This is a genomic window from Sulfurimonas sp. (genome assembly GCF_027056685.1).
In the GTDB taxonomy this organism is placed as follows: domain Bacteria; phylum Campylobacterota; class Campylobacteria; order Campylobacterales; family Sulfurimonadaceae; genus Sulfurimonas.
This window is the reverse complement of sequence record NZ_JALUKE010000007.1, coordinates 1-15,758: the sequence shown is the minus strand read 5'-3', so window position 1 is coordinate 15,758 and position 15,758 is coordinate 1. Positions and strand designations below refer to the sequence as shown.

Below are 15,758 nucleotides of genomic sequence, written 5' to 3'. Positions count from 1 at the left end.
TTTTCTTAAATTATTCTATTTTTTTGGAGCTGTATTCATATCTGGATGTGCAGGAATCCTAAAGAATGTATATGATGGAAATTTTGTTGGCAGTTCTATTGGATTTACATTCCCACTATGCACCTCATCCCAAATTTTTCCATTTTCTGCTTTTAGCTGTTTAAGTTTTACAAAGAACTTCCCATCTCTCTCATAAGTAGAACCTATCTCATTATCTACTATTGCAACTTCTGAGCCAAGAGGAAAAACAACCTCCATTTCATCATTTGGAAGCGTTTTATACTTACACAAGAAGTGTGTACCCGCTGCGTTTACTACACCACTTACTTGATGTGTTCCAAGTTGCATTGTAAAATCAAGAGACTGGGTATCATGCTTTTCAAAAGGTCGTGAAATCAGATACGCATCTGTATAGCCACGGTTTTGCAAAGATTGAAGTTCATACTGGTAACGCTCACTATCTACTTTGTCTGCATAATAATCATCAATAGCCATTCTATATGCTTTTGCAGTTGTAGCAGCATAATAAGCTGTCTTTGTTCGTCCCTCAATCTTCACTGAATCTACTGCACCAGAATCTAAAATCTCTTTTATGTGCGAAGCAAGGTTCAAATCTTTTGAATTCATAATGTAAGTACCAACACCCTCTTCCTCTTCAAGTTTAAAGAGTGTTCCTGTTTCAGGGTTTGCAGCATACATTTCATAAGGAAAACGACAATCATTTGCACAACTCCCACGATTTGGCACACGACCACTCTGCAAGGTAGAGATAAGGCATCGTCCACTATATGCAAAACACATAGAACCATGCACAAAAACTTCTAACTCAAGCTCAGGTAACTCTTTTTTTATCTCTTTTAAATCTCGAAGTGAAATCTCACGAGCTGTAATAATACGAGTAGCACCCATATCTGCATAGATTTGAGCATCAAGCACATTCATAACATTTGCCTGTGTTGAGAGATGCAAAGGCATATCTGGTGCTAAGTCATGACAAAGTTTTAAAACACCTGGAGTTGCAACGATGAACGCATCAGGCTTTAGCTCTGCCATTTTAATTATATGTTTTTTTAAAAGATTAAGCTGTGAGTTAAAAGGAAAGCCATTTATGGTGGCATAGACTTTTTTTCCTCTCTCATGTGCATATTTTATGCCCGCTTCAAAATCTTCAAATGTAAACTCTTTTCCAGAACGAATACGCAAGGAGAAATGACTCACACCTCCATAAACAGCATCTGCACCAAAATCAAGTGCAATTTTTAATTTTTCTAAAGTTCCCGCAGGAGATAATAGTTCTACTTTTTTCATTACTGTCCAAATTGCTCAAGTAAAGCTTCTATATCATCAGTTGATGCCACATCTGTACCAGTATCACCTTCAATATGTTTTGCAGAAGAGACGCGTTTTTCATCATCTATTTTACCCTCAAAAAGAGTACTCATATAGCGAGAGAGTGAACGCATAACATTTACAACTCGTTCAATTTTTTGTCTGTGAATATCTTGGTACTGCATAATATCCATAACACTCATAATAGCATCACCACTATTTTGTAGTGTTTCAATAACTTCATTTGTTTTTTCAACAGCATCTTCATTTATAGCTAACTGTGTTTTAAAAGTTTCAATATCTGGAAATTTTGTAGTTAATGTTCCAAAAAGATCAACATTAGCATTCAAAGCCTTAAGAATATCATTAAGAGTCTCCTCTTTTTCCATTAAGTCATTGCTAATGTCATCAATAATATCAAAGATTTCACTTGCTTTTTCTTCACTCTCTTTTGTTACATCATCAAGTTGGTGCACCATTTTATTTTCATCTGTAGCAGGCAAAGGAAGCTCCGCTGCTTCAATACTTGCAGCTAAAGTATCTGCATCATCTTCAGCCTCACTCTCTACTGCCTCTGCGACATCTTCAACATTTTCATCACTTTGAGTCTCTTCATTTTCTGAGACATCATCATCCATATCAATGCCACCACTCATCAATGCATCTAGTTCTTCTTGAGTCATAAACCTGCTCCAAATTGAATAATTAATTAATTAGCACTATAATAGCACAAAATATATAAAATGAGAGAAAAACATGATAGTAGACTTACACAACCACACACCATTATGTAACCATGCTGAGGGCAGTATAGATGAATATATAAACGCAGCTATACAAAAAGGAACAAAAATTTTTGGTTTTTCTGACCATGCACCTATGGATTTTGATCCTGAGTATCGCATGGAGTTTAAAGATATGCAGGAGTATGAAAAAAATGTACGCCTTGCACAAGAACACTATAAAGATAAAATCACAATTCTGCTCGGATACGAAGTGGACTACCTCAAAGGGCATATGGATAAACGCGTTCTAAACGCAGCGGTTGATTATCTTATAGGATCTGTGCATTTCATTGATGGCTGGGGCTTTGATAATCCTGAGTTTATTGGCAGATATGAGAGTGAAGACATAGATGAAATATGGCAGAAATACTTTGATACCATCGAAGCAATGGCAAAAAGCGGACTTTTTGACATTGTCGGTCATCTTGACCTCATCAAGGTCTTTAAATTTATGCCAAACAAAGATATAAAAATCATAGCAAAAAATGCCCTGCTTGCCATCAAAAAGGCAGATATGGTTTTAGAAATAAATGTAGCAGGTTACAGAAAACCAGTAGCAGAAGCCTATCCTTCAAAAGAGTTGCTAGAGGAGGCTTTCAAGCTTGACATTCCCATCACTTTCTCTTCAGATGCACATAAACCTGAACAGGTTGGACTTTGCAATGATGAAGTAATACAACTCGCACGAGAGATAGGCTATACCAAATGTGCCTACTTTCAAAACAGGGAGCGCAAATTCTTAGAGCTGTAGCTTTTTAGAACTTTAGCTCTTTGTATTGACCACCCACATCGAAAAAATATCTAAATAATTCCAAAACGATTCTATATATTGAGGGTTTATGCCCTCTGCTTCGAGTGCTTCTAAAAGTGGTATGTAGAGTTCCAGCCACACTTTTCTACTCTGCTCATCAATACGAAAAGGAGCATGACGCCCTACCATTTGATGTTCACCCCTACTTTGTGTAAAAAAATCAGGTCCACCTGATATTTCTATAAGAAAATCAGCTGCATGTTTTTGAGCTTCAGCAAAGTCTTCATCATCAAATATAGGAAATAAAAAGGCAATATCACTTGTTTTTATGGACTCATAATGGTCAAACACAAGTTTTCTAAAACGCTTTTCACCTACTTCATGAAAAAATCCAGGATGTGGTTTCGCTATGGATGGACGAACATCTATTACACCATCACTTATTATAAGTTTCATATCTCTACATTCCTTGTAACAATTTTGCTCGAATTATACAAATAATTACTATGAACAAATTTAAAGTTTTAATTAATGATAGCACTTGTATAATACTTTTATATCAAACAATAAAAAAAAGGATTTACTAATGGGTAAATATATAGAATTAACTGGTGCAAATTTTGAAGCGACTTTAGCAGAGGGTGTATCTCTTGTTGACTTTTGGGCTCCATGGTGTGGACCATGTCGTATGATTGCTCCTGTTGTTGAAGAATTAGCAGAAGATTACGATGGAAAAGCAAATATTTGTAAAGTAAATACAGATGAAGAGCAAGAAATTGCTGTTAAATTTGGTATTCGTTCAATCCCTACTATTATGTTCTTCAAAAATGGTGAACTAGTAGATCAAATCGTTGGAGCACAATCAAAACAAGCTCTTGCTGATAAAATTGACGCTCTTTTAGCATAATTTTAAAAGAGACCAAAGTGGCTAGAAAAAGAACGAAAAGTTTTTTTTCTCTCTCCACTATTTTAGCCTCATTCTTCGGTGCTGCCATGATAGCTGGTGCCTTTGCCTACTTCAACTACAAATTTTCTGAATATAAATTTATAAATTTTAAAGATTTTGTTTTTTATGAAAAAAGTGATATTTTTATGCCTAAAGCAGAAAAGTATATTGTTGTATTTTACTCATCAAGAAATAGAGAGAGTCAAAAAGAGCTTGCAAAACTCAATCTCAATCTTCCTATTATCGCCATTGATTACTACAATCAAGCCTATAAAAACAGTAAATATACAACTTTTTTACGCGCTGGAACAACAACATCTTTAAAGTTTATACAACGATTTAATATCTATAGCGTCCCATCCATCTTCTTTATAAAAAAAATCAAAGATACTCTTTATAAACAAGATAGTATGATAAGGAAATTAGATAATTTAAAAGAGTTATCTAAAAAAGTATCATCATTATAATTTTTATAAAAACTTTAGTGACCTCAGCGGTCCAAGCGGAGTAGAGGAGCTTGCTCCTTTACGGGCAAAATTATAATGATAAGGAAATTAGATAATTTAAAAGAATTAAGTAAAGAGGTGGATGGATTATGAGTAATATTTTAGATTGTGCAATTGTTGGTGGTGGACCTGCAGGACTTACAGCAGGACTTTATGCTACGCGTGGCGGACTTGAAAATGTCACAATGTTTGAGAAAGGGATGCCTGGCGGTCAAATAACTCAAAGTTCTGAGATTGAGAACTACCCTGGTGTTACAGGTGAGATTACAGGGATGGATTTGATGATGCCATGGCCCGAGCAGTGCCAAAAGTTTGGTCTCAAACATGATATGTCCGAAGTCAAACAAATCACCAAAAATGGTAATGTTTTTCAAGTCATAAAATCTGATGATTCTGTAGTAGAGGCTCATAGTGTCATCGTTTGTACTGGTTCTTCTCCTCGTCGCGCAGGATTTAAGGGTGAAGAGGAGTTTTTCGGCAAAGGTGTAAGTACTTGTGCCACTTGTGATGGCTTTTTCTACAAAGGTAAAGAGGTTGCTGTCATCGGTGGGGGAGATACTGCTCTTGAAGAGGCACTCTATCTTGCAAAAATATGTTCTAAAGTCTATCTTATCCACAGACGCGATACTTTTCGTGCTGCACCAAATACAGTAAAACGAGTAGAAGAGAACGAAAAAATAGAACTCGTACTAAACGCAGTCCCTGATGAAGTCTATGGTGATGCAAGCGGTGTAAATGGCATAAAAGTAAAATCTAAAGATGGTGAGCTCAGAGATATAGTCGTTCCTGGTGTTTTTACTTTTGTAGGAAATGATGTAAACCATCAAACTCTTATACAAGAGAATGGAACTTTTTTATGCGATATGAATGAGCAGGGACAAGTCATAGTTGATTTAAGTATGAAAACATCAACTGCTGGTCTCTTTGCTGCAGGCGATATGCGTATTCAAGCTCCAAAGCAAGTGGTCAGTGCCGCAGGTGATGGTGCCGTTGCTGCTATTAGTGCCATTGCGTATGTTGATGAACTTTTGGCATAAGTGCCTGACCATAATGAATGTCATAATTCAATGAAGAAAGAAACCATAAGATACAAGGCGAGAATTCGTAGGAGCTACTGGTAGCTTCAAGAATTTTTAACGAAGTAGATTGTGTTTTCTTTCTTCACCCGAAGGGCAACACTTAAAAGGATTATCTTCTTCGTTAAACTTAGGCTAACGATACTAGTATCGCCAACCAAAGTTTGCCTTGAATCTAAACCTTTTAAGTGTTGTTAAATATGACATTTATTATGATCAGGCACTTAATACAAAAAATAAAAATTAAAGAAGGTTTAAAATGATAAAAGTAGGTGTTTTTGGCGCTAGTGGGCGTGTTGGAAAATTATTAATCGAGGATTTAAAATCTACAGAAGATATGAGTCTTAGCACTGTTTTTGTGCGTAACTCTTTAGACTTTGCAATTGACCCTTCTGTTCTTGTTACATCAGATATGCACTCATTTATAAACGCAGCTGATATTATTATAGATTTTTCACTTCCTGAGGCGTGTGAAATGCTTCTTGAAGAGGCTATTAAAAATCCAAAACCATTGGTTATTGGTACTACTGGGCTTAACAACCATCAGTTAAATCTTTTAAAACAGGCAAGTGAGTTGATGCCTGTTTTATACGCTACAAATATGTCTCTTGGTGTGGCACTTTTAAACAAACTTGTTTATCAAGCTTCAGCAGCACTCAAAGATTTTGATATTGAGATTGTAGAGATGCACCACCGTCATAAAAAAGATGCGCCAAGTGGAACAGCACTTACACTCAGTGAATCTGCTGCTGCTGGGCGTAATCTTGACATCAATAAAGTACGAGTAAGTGGAAGAGATGGCAACATAGGTGAGAGAACTAAAGATGAAATCGCAGTAATGGCACTTCGTGGTGGGGACATTGTAGGCAGACATACTGTTGGCTTTTACAATGATGGAGAGTTTATAGAACTCAACCACACAGCAACTTCAAGAAACACTTTTTCAAAAGGTGCAATTAGAGCAGCAAAATGGTTAAGCACTCAAGAGAATGGTCTCTACTCAATTGCGGACTGTTTAGAGTTTTAATACTCGTTCAATGGATTGACTTTTAGTAAAATGTCATCCATTGATTTAAAATCAATAGCAACAAGATAACTTTGCGTTTTCTTTGTTGTTTTATATACTCTAAAACTTTTTACCTCTCCTAATTCATCAATATCAAACGCAGCGTCACTTGGCAACTCATAACTTGTAAACTTTTTTAAAGACTCTAATCTATAGAGCTTTTTATTTTTAACCATATAAGTCACATAAGGATTTATTCGTCTATGTACAGAGTGTGAGGTTTGCAACACAACAAAATCCTCATTTTTCTCACGATTATCAATTGTAATCATATCTCTTGGATTATAAATTGCAAGGGTAAAATCGAGAAAAATAAGCTTCTTAATTTTTTGAATTTTTTGAATTTTTGAAACTTCCCCTTTTAAATTTGCATTTGAAATATTTAAAGTGGAGTATGTTTTATAGAGATAGAGCATCATAATGGAAAAAATACTCACAGCTATAAGCATCTCAATTAAAGTAAAAGCAGCGCGTAATCTTCTCATCGTAGTTGTAACCTCAGTAATGCAGTAGATGCACCTTTATGAAGACGCACAACTGATTGCCCTATCTCTAGTGACATTTGTGGGGCAGTTGTATTGGACTCTTCACTCAAATCCATAGTTTTTAAAACTTTATAAATCACATCTACCTTTTGTGCTTTAAGTGTGCGTCTTAAACTATTTTCTATATCAAAATCACTTACTAAATCATACAAAGAGATATTTTTATTTTCAAGCCCAAAATCTTTGTTTGCTATTAAAAAAGAGGCATAGTCACTTACATGAGACTCTTTTTTGTAAGATGCAAAGAGATAAGTATCGTTAGAGTACATACGCATAAGGGCTAAAATAACGACGGAAATAATCATTACAGCTATCATCACTTCAATAAGTGTAAACGCAGCCCTGTAACTCTTTTTACTCATCACCTAAACCGATTCGAATAGCCTCATCTAAGGATGTCTCACCATCTAAAAGCATCTCTTTTAACTGCATTGCAAGAGTTTTAAGACCATCCTCTTTGAGTGCTGTTTTTATGGTGTACTCATCTGTTGTTGTTTTTAAAATATTTTTAATTTTATCATTCATAACAACAAGCTCACCAATAGAGCGTCTTCCTTTAAATCCTGTATAGTTGCACGCTTTACACCCTTTGGCTTTATATATTACTGCGTCTGGAGAGATGGCATAATCATTAGCAAATTCTTCAGCCAAAGTATCCTCCTCCTTACACTCATTACAAAGGACACGGACAAGTCGTTGTGCTAAAATACCAAGAATTGAAGAGGAGATTAAAAAAGGTTCTATTCCCATATCTGCTAAACGGGCAATGGTCGCTGTAGCGGAATTTGTATGCAGAGTGGAAAAAACTAAATGCCCAGTTAAAGCTGCACGCACAGCAATATCTGCTGTCTCTTCATCACGAATCTCCCCTATCATAATGACATCGGGATCTTGCCTTAAAATAGAACGAAGAGCCGATGCAAAAGTAAGCCCTGCCTTCTCATTTACCTGAATTTGCGAAATAGAGTTTGATTTGTACTCCACAGGATCTTCAACGGTAATGACATTTTTACTGGGGTCTTCGACTTCTCTTAAAAAAGAGTGTAAGGAGGTTGTTTTTCCGCTGCCTGTTGGTCCAGTAACGAGAATAATACCATGTGATAAACGCAGTAGCTTTTGAATTTCACCAATAACAGATGGATGAAATCCGAGTTCATTTATATTTGGAATTTGAGAGCTTTTCATCAAGAGTCGCATAACAACTCTTTCACCATAAAAAGTAGGCAGTACAGAAACCCTAATATCAAGTGTTTCTCCTGCTATTTTAATTTGCGTTCGTCCATCTTGAGGGATTCGTTTCTCTGAAATATCAAGATTTGAAATAACCTTAATACGACTTACAATAAGATTAACAACTTTTCTATCTAAATCTGCATTTTTAACAAGCATACCATCAATACGAAAACGAACTTCACCCCGTTTTTCTTGTACCTCTATGTGAATATCAGAAGCCCGCTTCTTAACCGCCTGATAAAAAAGAGCATTGACAAACTTGATAATAGGAGCAGACTCTTCACTCGTTAAAATATCGGAAGAGGTACGCAGAAAATCTGTTAAAGAGATGTCCTCTTCATCTTCCATCTCAGCAGAATCTTCTTGCATACTCTCCATGGTTTTATCTGTTCTTAGTTCTAAGAAGCGGTTATAGAGCCTATCGTAAGAGTCTTCATCAAGCATATAAAGAGGGTACTTACTTGGAAGTTTTGTGTAGTAGTTACTGGCCTCTGTCAAGTATCGCTCACAAACAAAGGCACTTACTTCATCATTGAGTTTACTAAAAAGCAGGTAATTTTTAAGATTTATCTCAGTATGAAGCTCTTTTGGTTCATAAGTATCTAAATCCAGATTATGCATAGTCTCAAGGTTTAGCATCAGACTTTACCTCTAACTTTTTGTTTTTTATCTCTTGAAAAACTTCTTTATCATAACTCTTTTGCATTTTTGCAAGAAGTCCTAAATCTTTTTGTAGTTTAGAGAGTTTTTCACTTTTATCTATCACATAAGGAGTGAGAATAACCACTAGGTTATCTTGTTCTTTAGTCTTTGCTTTTGATGAGAAGAGCCAGCTTCCAATCAAAGGAATATCACCAAGTAGAGGGACTTTACTTACAGAGTCTCTCTCATAATTTTTCACAAGCCCTCCAATAATAATGCTCTCCCCATGTCGTAAAATTGCCTGTGTTTTCACCTCTTGTTTTGATGTTACAGGCTGTCCAGTCACATTTTTAGAGCCATCATCAAGTATGTTTTCTAATACAACGCTTACATCTAAAGTCACTTTATCATTTGATGAAACACGCGGTTTTATAGTAAGTGTCAAACCAACATCTTCTCGTTTGTAACTACTTGTAAGTCCCGTTAGTCCTGTAGTTGATGTAACTGTCCCTGTTGAGACCGATATAGTTTTTCCTACATAGATGGAAGATTCTTTATTGTTTACACATAAAATAGAAGGATTTGAAATTGATTTTGAAGCACCATTTGTCTCAAGAAAATCAACTGCCGCACCAAGTGCAAAGCCTTGTGCGACACCACTCCCTACAAGAGAAGATGCTAGTGCATTTCCTACAATACCTTGAACAGGAGCGCCACCAAAATTTGCAGCTAATGAGTAGAGTCCCTCAGCACTCAGTGCTGCACCATCAAAACCATAACGCACACCCAAATTAACAGCATTATCTTTATTTATTTCTATAATTCTTGCCTGTACATAGACCTGATACTTCTCTTTATCAAGTTCATCAATAATAAGTTTAATACCTTTAATAATAGTAGGATCACCAACAACAATCACTGCGTTTATCTCTTCACTTGCGGAGAGATTTGGCTTAAGACTTGGATCTGAAAAGACCTGTTTAGCGACAATATCATTCAAATTTTTCAACACTGCTTTAGCATCAGAATTTTTTAGCTCAAATATCTTTACAGTTTTATTAACATTCGATTCAATATCAAGTTTTTTTATAAGTTTTTCCAAAATAGCAACATTTCTTTTATTCCCTATTAAGATCAAACCATTAATATTTGTATCTAATAAAACTTTAACATTTTGTGAAACTACTTTAGTATTAAAAATGGACTTTGCTATTTCATTAATATGTGATTGCAGTTTTTTTGCTTCAGTATTCTTTAGCTCAATAATCTTTACAACCCGTTCTTTACGCATTTCAAGATTATTTATAACTTCTTTAATTGTCTTAATATTTTTTGGATAATCTGTAATAAGAAGTGTATTACTCTCTCTCATTGTCATAAGTTTTGCGGTCTTCGAGATAAGATAGCGAATTTTTGCAGCAACAATATCTACATTCTCATTATGTACTCTTATTGCCTGTGTTACCATCAATGAACCTGAAGCATTTTTATAGCTTGAGATTACTTTTACATTATGTTTTGCAGCTTCTGTTGCACGCACAACTTCATAAATAGAGCCATTTTGTACAAGAGTATAACCTTTTGACTCTAAAACAGCAATCAAAATTCCCATCAGTTCATCATCATATATTGGGCTTGTACTTACAAAATCTACTGTGCCATTTATTTTATTATTTATTAAAATATTTTTATTTGTAATTTTAGAAATTAGCTTTATAAAATCATTGACAGCTAAATTAGAAAAGCTGACATTGACCTGTTCTCTTGCAAAAAGGCTTATACTCAAAGCCAGCACCAAAAAAGTTATTTTAATGAATTTCATATACCAATTCCTTCTCTTCATTATCTCTTAACACCACCAGTTGCAGTGTATCTATTTTATTAATATCTTTATATAAATCAAACGCAGCCTTATAGGAGTTTAAATCTACATTATTTGCTCTAATTATAACATCTCCACGCTTGAGTCCCAAACTATCCATTTTTGAACCTCTGCGTACTCTCGTTACTCGAAAGCCATTAATCTTATTACCATTTTTTCTCTCCATAATAGAAATGTCTTTCCAAATCTGATCAGGATTTTTTTCATAATATCGAATATCCTGACGAGAGACATCATGTACACCCTCGCTCTCTTGAACTCTCACAACACTTGAATGCGTATTTGTTCTGCTTTTTTGACTTTTTATTTTCAGTACAAACTCTTTACCAGCTTTCGTAAAGAGTGCTCCACCCTTGAGTATTGATTTTAATTTATACCCAGAATAGTTCTCTCCCACTGCTACTATTGAAGTTTTTTGAGGAGATGATTTAAGCGCTACGATGATAAAACCTTTTGTCTTATTGCCATACAATCCTTTTAAAATCATATTTGTAATGCCAATACTACTCTCTTGGAGTGCTTGAGAGTTTTTCACTGCGTTTGAAGTGCCTACATTTAAGAGCATATTTTTAAAAGTCACCCTATGATAAGGAGGATTAAAATTTACATTCTCTTTTAAAGAGACACCATCATCTGGCAAAAACCACCAAAGAGCAAGTGCAATAGACTTTGCCAATGCTAAAAGAACAAGCAGTTTGACAAATATACTTAAATAAGAGTTAGAAACTTTGGACATATTCATACTCCCCATTGGCTTGCTTTTTAAAATTGCGCAAAGCTGATCTATATTTTCTTTTCATCAAAGAAGAGGGCTTTAACTCTGCTATGATTTTTCTCTCTTTTATATTTGCCTCGCCATGAAGAGTTCCAAAAGCACCCACTGCGTTTAGCGTTACATTCAAAGGGTTAAGTATTGAGTATTTTATAGTGACACTCTCTATTTTTGTAGGTAACATCGAAGCGACAGCAGTTGAAAGTTCAATATTATTCGCCTTAACTTCATTATAAAGACCAAAAAGAGATATATCAACTTCTCCTATTTTAGCACTCTGAATTGACTCTACATACACATCAAGATGGCGTAACTCAAGAGAGAGACCTCTCTCTTTGACACTTTCATGCGCAATCACAACATGATACTTCTGCAACTGTTTTTCTGCAAGGAAGTAGATACTCTCTTTTGGCATAAAGTACATCAAAGCCACAATAAAAAATAGCATATATGCAAAAAATCTTACTATTTTTACCATTTTATCTCCAATTGCAAAGATGCTTTTTTATCACTTAGCTGCTTAATTTGCAACTCACTGACAATGTAATTACCATTCAAAATTTTACCAAGCAAAAAGTTTAGTGAATGAATGTTCATATTTTTTGATGTCAGTAAAATGGAGGAGTTTGTCACCTTTTTACTAATATTTGAAGCCCTTAATGTAGAACTTCTCAATATTTTATTTATTGTTCTTTGCACTTTTGTTTTATTAAAATAGCTTGATTTTAACCCTTTTATTTTATCTGCTAAAACAACTGTTTGATTATAAGAAGACTTTGTATCTACAAGTTCTTCTTTAGCTGCGTTTAGCTTCAACATTACAAAAGTCAAAAGAACAATAAGTAAAATAATTATGTGTAAAGGATTTACACGATTCATAATTTCACCTCCACATACCAGATATTGTTCTTATACTTCGCACTATAATTCAGACTTTTAGCTCTGAAATAAGTTTCAATATAACCCTCATCGCCTTTTTTGAGACCACTATAACGCAGTGTGACTTTTCTATTTTTATAGGCAATAAATTTCACTTTATGCATAGATTTTAGATGCATACCAAGCACAACTGCTAGAACTTTTCTTAACTGCATTTGTCTTTTATAGCTCTCTTCATAGCCCTTTAAAAGCGAACGGTTTTGCATCATGGTAGGTTTGAGTGCATATTTATGAAATATATTATCTCGCTGCGTTTGGAGTTTATCTATTTTATTGAGAGTAATAATATACTCACTTCCAACAAGCAGTAATAATACTACAAAAAGTGCCACTATAGTATAGAGGCTCTTTGCATTAAGAATGTGCCCAAATTGCTTGAGTGTTATTCTATGTTTTGAGAGTTTTATCTCTGTAACATCAAGCATATTTTGTGCAGTGCTAAACTTTGCAGGTAAAAGAATAACTATATCATCTTTGACAAGTATTACTTCACTTTCATCTATCTTTTTTGCCTCTTCTAAATGTAAAAACTCATTTTGAGCGAAATAGACGCCATTAATTTTCGAAGCTGGTACTCCTTTTTGTGCTAACAGATCTAAAATATATTTATCTTCATAAGCAAAAATAAAATACTCTTCACCAAATTTATAAGCTTCATAGCTGTATCTTCCCTCAGGAAGCATATCTTCAAAGAGTGATTCTAACAGCGGCTTCACTTCACGCAGGGATTGCAGAGGTAAAGAAACTTTTTTTACCCAGTATAAAGAGGGTGATAAAATAACATTGACACTACTCTCAATATGAAAATCAGCAGAGTTAGTATCTACAAAAACTGTATCGACCTGCCTTTTAAACTTCCAGAACAAAATTGGACCCCTTTTTTGATTCTAAATTATACTCAAAACTTATTAGAGCTTTCTCATTATCTTTCATAATTGTAATTTCAACTGCAATAAAAGGCTCATAATAACTAATATTTTGATGAAATCGCATCAAAGAGAGATTTTCATCTGCACTGAGTCCCAAGTCATTTGTATTTGCATAATAACCTGCGTTTGCACTCAGAGTCTCCGCTCTTTGCTTATCACAGCCTAAAATCATTTCCCAAGCTATGGGCTTAATATGGTTCAAATCCATTTTATAGTTTGAGGCATTACTCTCTGCACTTGTATAAAAAAGCTTTGTAGGCGTAATTTTTTGAAGACTCTGCTCATGAAATGTCTCTGTATAAAATCTATCTGCAACTTCAAGTTGTTTTTTTGAAGCAATATAATTTCTAAAAAGATTAGGTCTATTGGTGAAAATATCACTCTTGTATGAGCCATCCTCTTTTATGCCACCCATCATATCATCTAGTATATTCAGGTAGTCCACATTGACGCCTTTTGTAGATAAAAAGGCTAAAAGAGCATCCCGTTTTGCTTTCGTATTGAAAATCTCTGGACTTATTTTATCTCTTGCACTACTAATTTTTATAATAACATTAACATCATTACTGCTTAGGGGAATAAGTGAAGCTTCAGAGAGAAAAAGTGAAAGCGTATCAGCAGAGTTTATACTTGTAAGTTGTGGTGTCTTGCGTAACATTGTTAAAAAGTCTGCCAAGACACTCCGCGTTTGAATAAGAAATTTCTCCTGATTTACACTTTGAGCACCCTCTTTTACATACTTAAGCCCAAGCCCTATACTAATACTCAAAGCCATCACAAAAAAGAGCGTAATCATCAATGCAATTGCATTTTTCATCTTTTTTCTCTGCTGCATTAATGGATACTCATAGAAAAAATAGGCAGAAGCATAGCTGCAACGATGAAGCCAATACTACCACCGACAATAAGCATAAGTGCAGGCTCAAGCAGGGTTAAAAGTGTTGCTATTTTATCACGATTTTCTTCGAAATAGAGTTCGGAGACATTGGTTAAAACATTCTCAACTTCAGAGGTCTCCTCCCCAAGGGCAATAGACTGAATAAAAGCATAATCAATCTTTGTACTAGATTCATTCAGAGCTTTTGAGAGAAGTTTTCCCTCCACTACCTTTTTTGAGGCATCAACAAAAAGCTCTTTAAGTACAAGATTATTTAAAATATTTGCACTCAAATTAACAGTTTGCACAAAAGGAACGCCAGAGCGTGTAAGCAAAGAAGCAATATATGAAAAACGCGCCAATTCACTCTTTTGAATTATGCCTCCAAAGAGTGGTAACTTGAGTAAAAGCTTATCAACTCGGTAAGCAAACTTATAGCTGCGTTTGACCATAAATATAAACGCAGCTACAAACACAAATATGCTTGTAAGAATTAAAGTGAAATTATTTTTAAAAAAATCACCCATTGCAATAACAACAATAGTAGGTGTAGGGAGTGTTTGGTGCATACTTTTAAAAATACCTGTGATTTGAGGAACCACAAAAGTAAGCATAAATGCTATCATCAAAAGAGAGACAACAATCATAAATGAGGGGTAAGCAAACGCAGACTTTATCTCTTTGTTTATTTTATCTTGCTCTTTTAAAAAGCGTGAAAGTTCCATTAAAACTTCATCTAAAAGACCGCCATTTTCACTGACTTTTATGGACTCTTTAAAAAAAAGAGGCAATTCCACTACATTTTGTTCCTCTAGTGCAGAGTAAAAATCTTTTCCCTCATCAAGATAGGTGCTCACTGTTGTTATAAAAAGTCTAATTTTTTTATTTTTTTCATAATGAGACTCTATTACTTTAAGTGCTGATACTATGGTGATACCAGAACGGATATACATAGAGAGTTCACGAGAGAGTACAGAGAGTTCTTGTGGTGAAATTTTATACTTTCTACTAAACTCTAGCTTATCAAAAAAAGAGGGCCTCTCTTCATCTATACTTTTATACAGAATGTTTTTTGCTTTGAGTTTTGCTTTTGCCTCAGCTAAAGATTGTGCTTCTATTTTATCTTTAATCTTTTTTCCATTAGCATCAATGCCTACAAATCTAAATATCATCGAAGTACCGCATTTGCTAAATTTTCTTTGGCATCTTGTGCTGCCTGTATAGAGTTATATACTGCTGTATTTTGTAAATATGGTGTCATGTCATAAAACCTATTTTTGTACTCTATTAACACCTGATCACCTATTTTATTGTTGTCGAGCGTGTATGAAAAGCAGACACTCTCTTCTACTCCATCTGCATTAAAAAATGGTTCCGGATCTTTTTGGATAAAGCCGTAACTGTTATCGTATCTGTAAGTTTTTACACTATCATCCAAAAATCCATCTATACTTTTTGTTTTATTACCATCCAAATACAC

The 15,758-nt window shown here is 34.7% G+C and carries 19 protein-coding genes; 5 read left to right on the top strand and 14 right to left on the bottom strand.

From position 1 onward, the window contains the following. Positions 1-15 precede the first annotated feature (15 nt). On the bottom strand, positions 16-1,308 hold the full coding sequence (locus MVY38_RS00315) for a peptidase U32 family protein (RefSeq protein ID WP_297482127.1): 1,293 nt from the start codon (positions 1,306-1,308) through the stop codon (positions 16-18). After that, complete coding sequence (locus tag MVY38_RS00310; RefSeq protein WP_297482124.1) at positions 1,308-2,012, bottom strand: chemotaxis protein; 705 nt, start codon at positions 2,010-2,012, stop codon at positions 1,308-1,310. The genes MVY38_RS00315 and MVY38_RS00310 overlap by 1 nt, the downstream gene beginning before the upstream one ends. A 73-nt stretch (positions 2,013-2,085) precedes the next feature. Between MVY38_RS00310 and MVY38_RS00305 the strand changes: the two genes are divergently transcribed. Next, entirely contained in the window at positions 2,086-2,865 is a 780-nt protein-coding gene (locus MVY38_RS00305) for a histidinol-phosphatase (protein WP_297482121.1), read from the top strand. 12 nt (positions 2,866-2,877) lie between these two features. On the opposite strand, the gene MVY38_RS00300 is transcribed toward MVY38_RS00305, so the two are convergent. After that, positions 2,878-3,321 (bottom strand): globin, encoded by a 444-nt coding sequence (locus tag MVY38_RS00300; RefSeq protein ID WP_297482119.1) that lies wholly within the window; start codon positions 3,319-3,321, stop codon positions 2,878-2,880. A gap of 130 nt (positions 3,322-3,451) precedes the next feature. Here MVY38_RS00300 and trxA point away from each other — a divergent pair, with 130 nt between their 5' ends. The 4 genes from trxA to dapB all read left to right on the top strand — a co-directional run bounded on the left by trxA (position 3,452) and on the right by dapB (position 6,420). Further along, on the top strand, positions 3,452-3,772 hold the full coding sequence (trxA, locus tag MVY38_RS00295) for a thioredoxin (protein WP_297482116.1): 321 nt from the start codon (positions 3,452-3,454) through the stop codon (positions 3,770-3,772). A 17-nt stretch (positions 3,773-3,789) separates the two neighbouring features. After that, entirely contained in the window at positions 3,790-4,278 is a 489-nt protein-coding gene (locus MVY38_RS00290; RefSeq protein WP_297482111.1) for a hypothetical protein, read from the top strand. A gap of 137 nt (positions 4,279-4,415) precedes the next feature. Then, on the top strand, positions 4,416-5,354 hold the full coding sequence (gene trxB / locus MVY38_RS00285) for a thioredoxin-disulfide reductase (RefSeq protein ID WP_297482190.1): 939 nt from the start codon (positions 4,416-4,418) through the stop codon (positions 5,352-5,354). 298 nt (positions 5,355-5,652) lie between these two features. After that, positions 5,653-6,420, top strand: coding sequence for a 4-hydroxy-tetrahydrodipicolinate reductase (gene dapB, locus MVY38_RS00280; protein WP_297482109.1), 768 nt, complete (start codon positions 5,653-5,655; stop codon positions 6,418-6,420). Here dapB and MVY38_RS00275 read toward each other — a convergent pair. From MVY38_RS00275 to MVY38_RS00225, 11 genes are all read right to left on the bottom strand, one after another. Next, positions 6,417-6,944, bottom strand: a complete 528-nt coding sequence (locus MVY38_RS00275; protein ID WP_297482105.1) for a type II secretion system protein J — start codon at positions 6,942-6,944, stop codon at positions 6,417-6,419. The genes dapB and MVY38_RS00275 overlap by 4 nt on opposite strands. Beyond that, positions 6,941-7,366: a prepilin-type N-terminal cleavage/methylation domain-containing protein gene (locus MVY38_RS00270; protein WP_297482102.1), complete on the bottom strand. Its 426-nt coding sequence runs from the start codon at positions 7,364-7,366 to the stop codon at positions 6,941-6,943. The genes MVY38_RS00275 and MVY38_RS00270 overlap by 4 nt, the downstream gene beginning before the upstream one ends. Then, entirely contained in the window at positions 7,359-8,876 is a 1,518-nt protein-coding gene (locus MVY38_RS00265; protein ID WP_297482100.1) for a GspE/PulE family protein, read from the bottom strand. The genes MVY38_RS00270 and MVY38_RS00265 overlap by 8 nt, the downstream gene beginning before the upstream one ends. Then, entirely contained in the window at positions 8,863-10,701 is a 1,839-nt protein-coding gene (locus tag MVY38_RS00260; RefSeq protein ID WP_297482098.1) for a secretin N-terminal domain-containing protein, read from the bottom strand. The genes MVY38_RS00265 and MVY38_RS00260 overlap by 14 nt, the downstream gene beginning before the upstream one ends. Beyond that, on the bottom strand, positions 10,688-11,497 hold the full coding sequence (locus tag MVY38_RS00255; RefSeq protein ID WP_297482096.1) for a PDZ domain-containing protein: 810 nt from the start codon (positions 11,495-11,497) through the stop codon (positions 10,688-10,690). Before MVY38_RS00255 ends, MVY38_RS00260 begins: the two co-directional genes overlap by 14 nt. Next, positions 11,481-12,011: a hypothetical protein gene (locus MVY38_RS00250; RefSeq protein WP_297482094.1), complete on the bottom strand. Its 531-nt coding sequence runs from the start codon at positions 12,009-12,011 to the stop codon at positions 11,481-11,483. The genes MVY38_RS00255 and MVY38_RS00250 overlap by 17 nt, the downstream gene beginning before the upstream one ends. Further along, positions 12,005-12,412: a hypothetical protein gene (locus tag MVY38_RS00245; protein ID WP_297482091.1), complete on the bottom strand. Its 408-nt coding sequence runs from the start codon at positions 12,410-12,412 to the stop codon at positions 12,005-12,007. The genes MVY38_RS00250 and MVY38_RS00245 overlap by 7 nt, the downstream gene beginning before the upstream one ends. Then, positions 12,409-13,338 carry a hypothetical protein gene (locus MVY38_RS00240; RefSeq protein ID WP_297482089.1) on the bottom strand — a complete coding sequence of 310 codons (930 nt, stop codon included), beginning with the start codon at positions 13,336-13,338 and terminating at the stop codon, positions 12,409-12,411. The genes MVY38_RS00245 and MVY38_RS00240 overlap by 4 nt, the downstream gene beginning before the upstream one ends. Further along, a complete protein-coding gene (locus MVY38_RS00235; RefSeq protein ID WP_297482087.1) occupies positions 13,322-14,236 on the bottom strand; it encodes a hypothetical protein in 915 nt (304 codons plus the stop codon). The genes MVY38_RS00240 and MVY38_RS00235 overlap by 17 nt, the downstream gene beginning before the upstream one ends. Then, positions 14,236-15,450 carry a type II secretion system F family protein gene (locus tag MVY38_RS00230; RefSeq protein ID WP_297482083.1) on the bottom strand — a complete coding sequence of 405 codons (1,215 nt, stop codon included), beginning with the start codon at positions 15,448-15,450 and terminating at the stop codon, positions 14,236-14,238. The genes MVY38_RS00235 and MVY38_RS00230 overlap by 1 nt, the downstream gene beginning before the upstream one ends. Next, positions 15,447-15,758, bottom strand: a 312-nt coding sequence (locus tag MVY38_RS00225) for a hypothetical protein (protein WP_297482080.1), incomplete at its 5' end; no start/stop codon positions are given. The genes MVY38_RS00230 and MVY38_RS00225, both read right to left, overlap by 4 nt.

What these genes read in the sequence shown, in the direction of transcription:
- MVY38_RS00315 (WP_297482127.1), bottom strand. Translation starts at nt 1,308, where the DNA reads ATGAAAAAAGTAGAACTATTATCTCCTGCGGGAACTTTAGAAAAATTA.
- MVY38_RS00310 (WP_297482124.1), bottom strand. Translation starts at nt 2,012, where the DNA reads ATGACTCAAGAAGAACTAGATGCATTGATGAGTGGTGGCATTGATATG.
- MVY38_RS00305 (WP_297482121.1), top strand. Translation starts at nt 2,086, where the DNA reads ATGATAGTAGACTTACACAACCACACACCATTATGTAACCATGCTGAG.
- MVY38_RS00300 (WP_297482119.1), bottom strand. Translation starts at nt 3,321, where the DNA reads ATGAAACTTATAATAAGTGATGGTGTAATAGATGTTCGTCCATCCATA.
- trxA (WP_297482116.1), top strand. Translation starts at nt 3,452, where the DNA reads ATGGGTAAATATATAGAATTAACTGGTGCAAATTTTGAAGCGACTTTA.
- dapB (WP_297482109.1), top strand. Translation starts at nt 5,653, where the DNA reads ATGATAAAAGTAGGTGTTTTTGGCGCTAGTGGGCGTGTTGGAAAATTA.
- MVY38_RS00275 (WP_297482105.1), bottom strand. Translation starts at nt 6,944, where the DNA reads ATGAGAAGATTACGCGCTGCTTTTACTTTAATTGAGATGCTTATAGCT.
- MVY38_RS00270 (WP_297482102.1), bottom strand. Translation starts at nt 7,366, where the DNA reads ATGAGTAAAAAGAGTTACAGGGCTGCGTTTACACTTATTGAAGTGATG.
- MVY38_RS00265 (WP_297482100.1), bottom strand. Translation starts at nt 8,876, where the DNA reads ATGCTAAACCTTGAGACTATGCATAATCTGGATTTAGATACTTATGAA.
- MVY38_RS00260 (WP_297482098.1), bottom strand. Translation starts at nt 10,701, where the DNA reads ATGAAATTCATTAAAATAACTTTTTTGGTGCTGGCTTTGAGTATAAGC.
- MVY38_RS00255 (WP_297482096.1), bottom strand. Translation starts at nt 11,497, where the DNA reads ATGTCCAAAGTTTCTAACTCTTATTTAAGTATATTTGTCAAACTGCTT.
- MVY38_RS00250 (WP_297482094.1), bottom strand. Translation starts at nt 12,011, where the DNA reads ATGGTAAAAATAGTAAGATTTTTTGCATATATGCTATTTTTTATTGTG.
- MVY38_RS00245 (WP_297482091.1), bottom strand. Translation starts at nt 12,412, where the DNA reads ATGAATCGTGTAAATCCTTTACACATAATTATTTTACTTATTGTTCTT.
- MVY38_RS00235 (WP_297482087.1), bottom strand. Translation starts at nt 14,236, where the DNA reads ATGCAGCAGAGAAAAAAGATGAAAAATGCAATTGCATTGATGATTACG.
- MVY38_RS00230 (WP_297482083.1), bottom strand. Translation starts at nt 15,450, where the DNA reads ATGATATTTAGATTTGTAGGCATTGATGCTAATGGAAAAAAGATTAAA.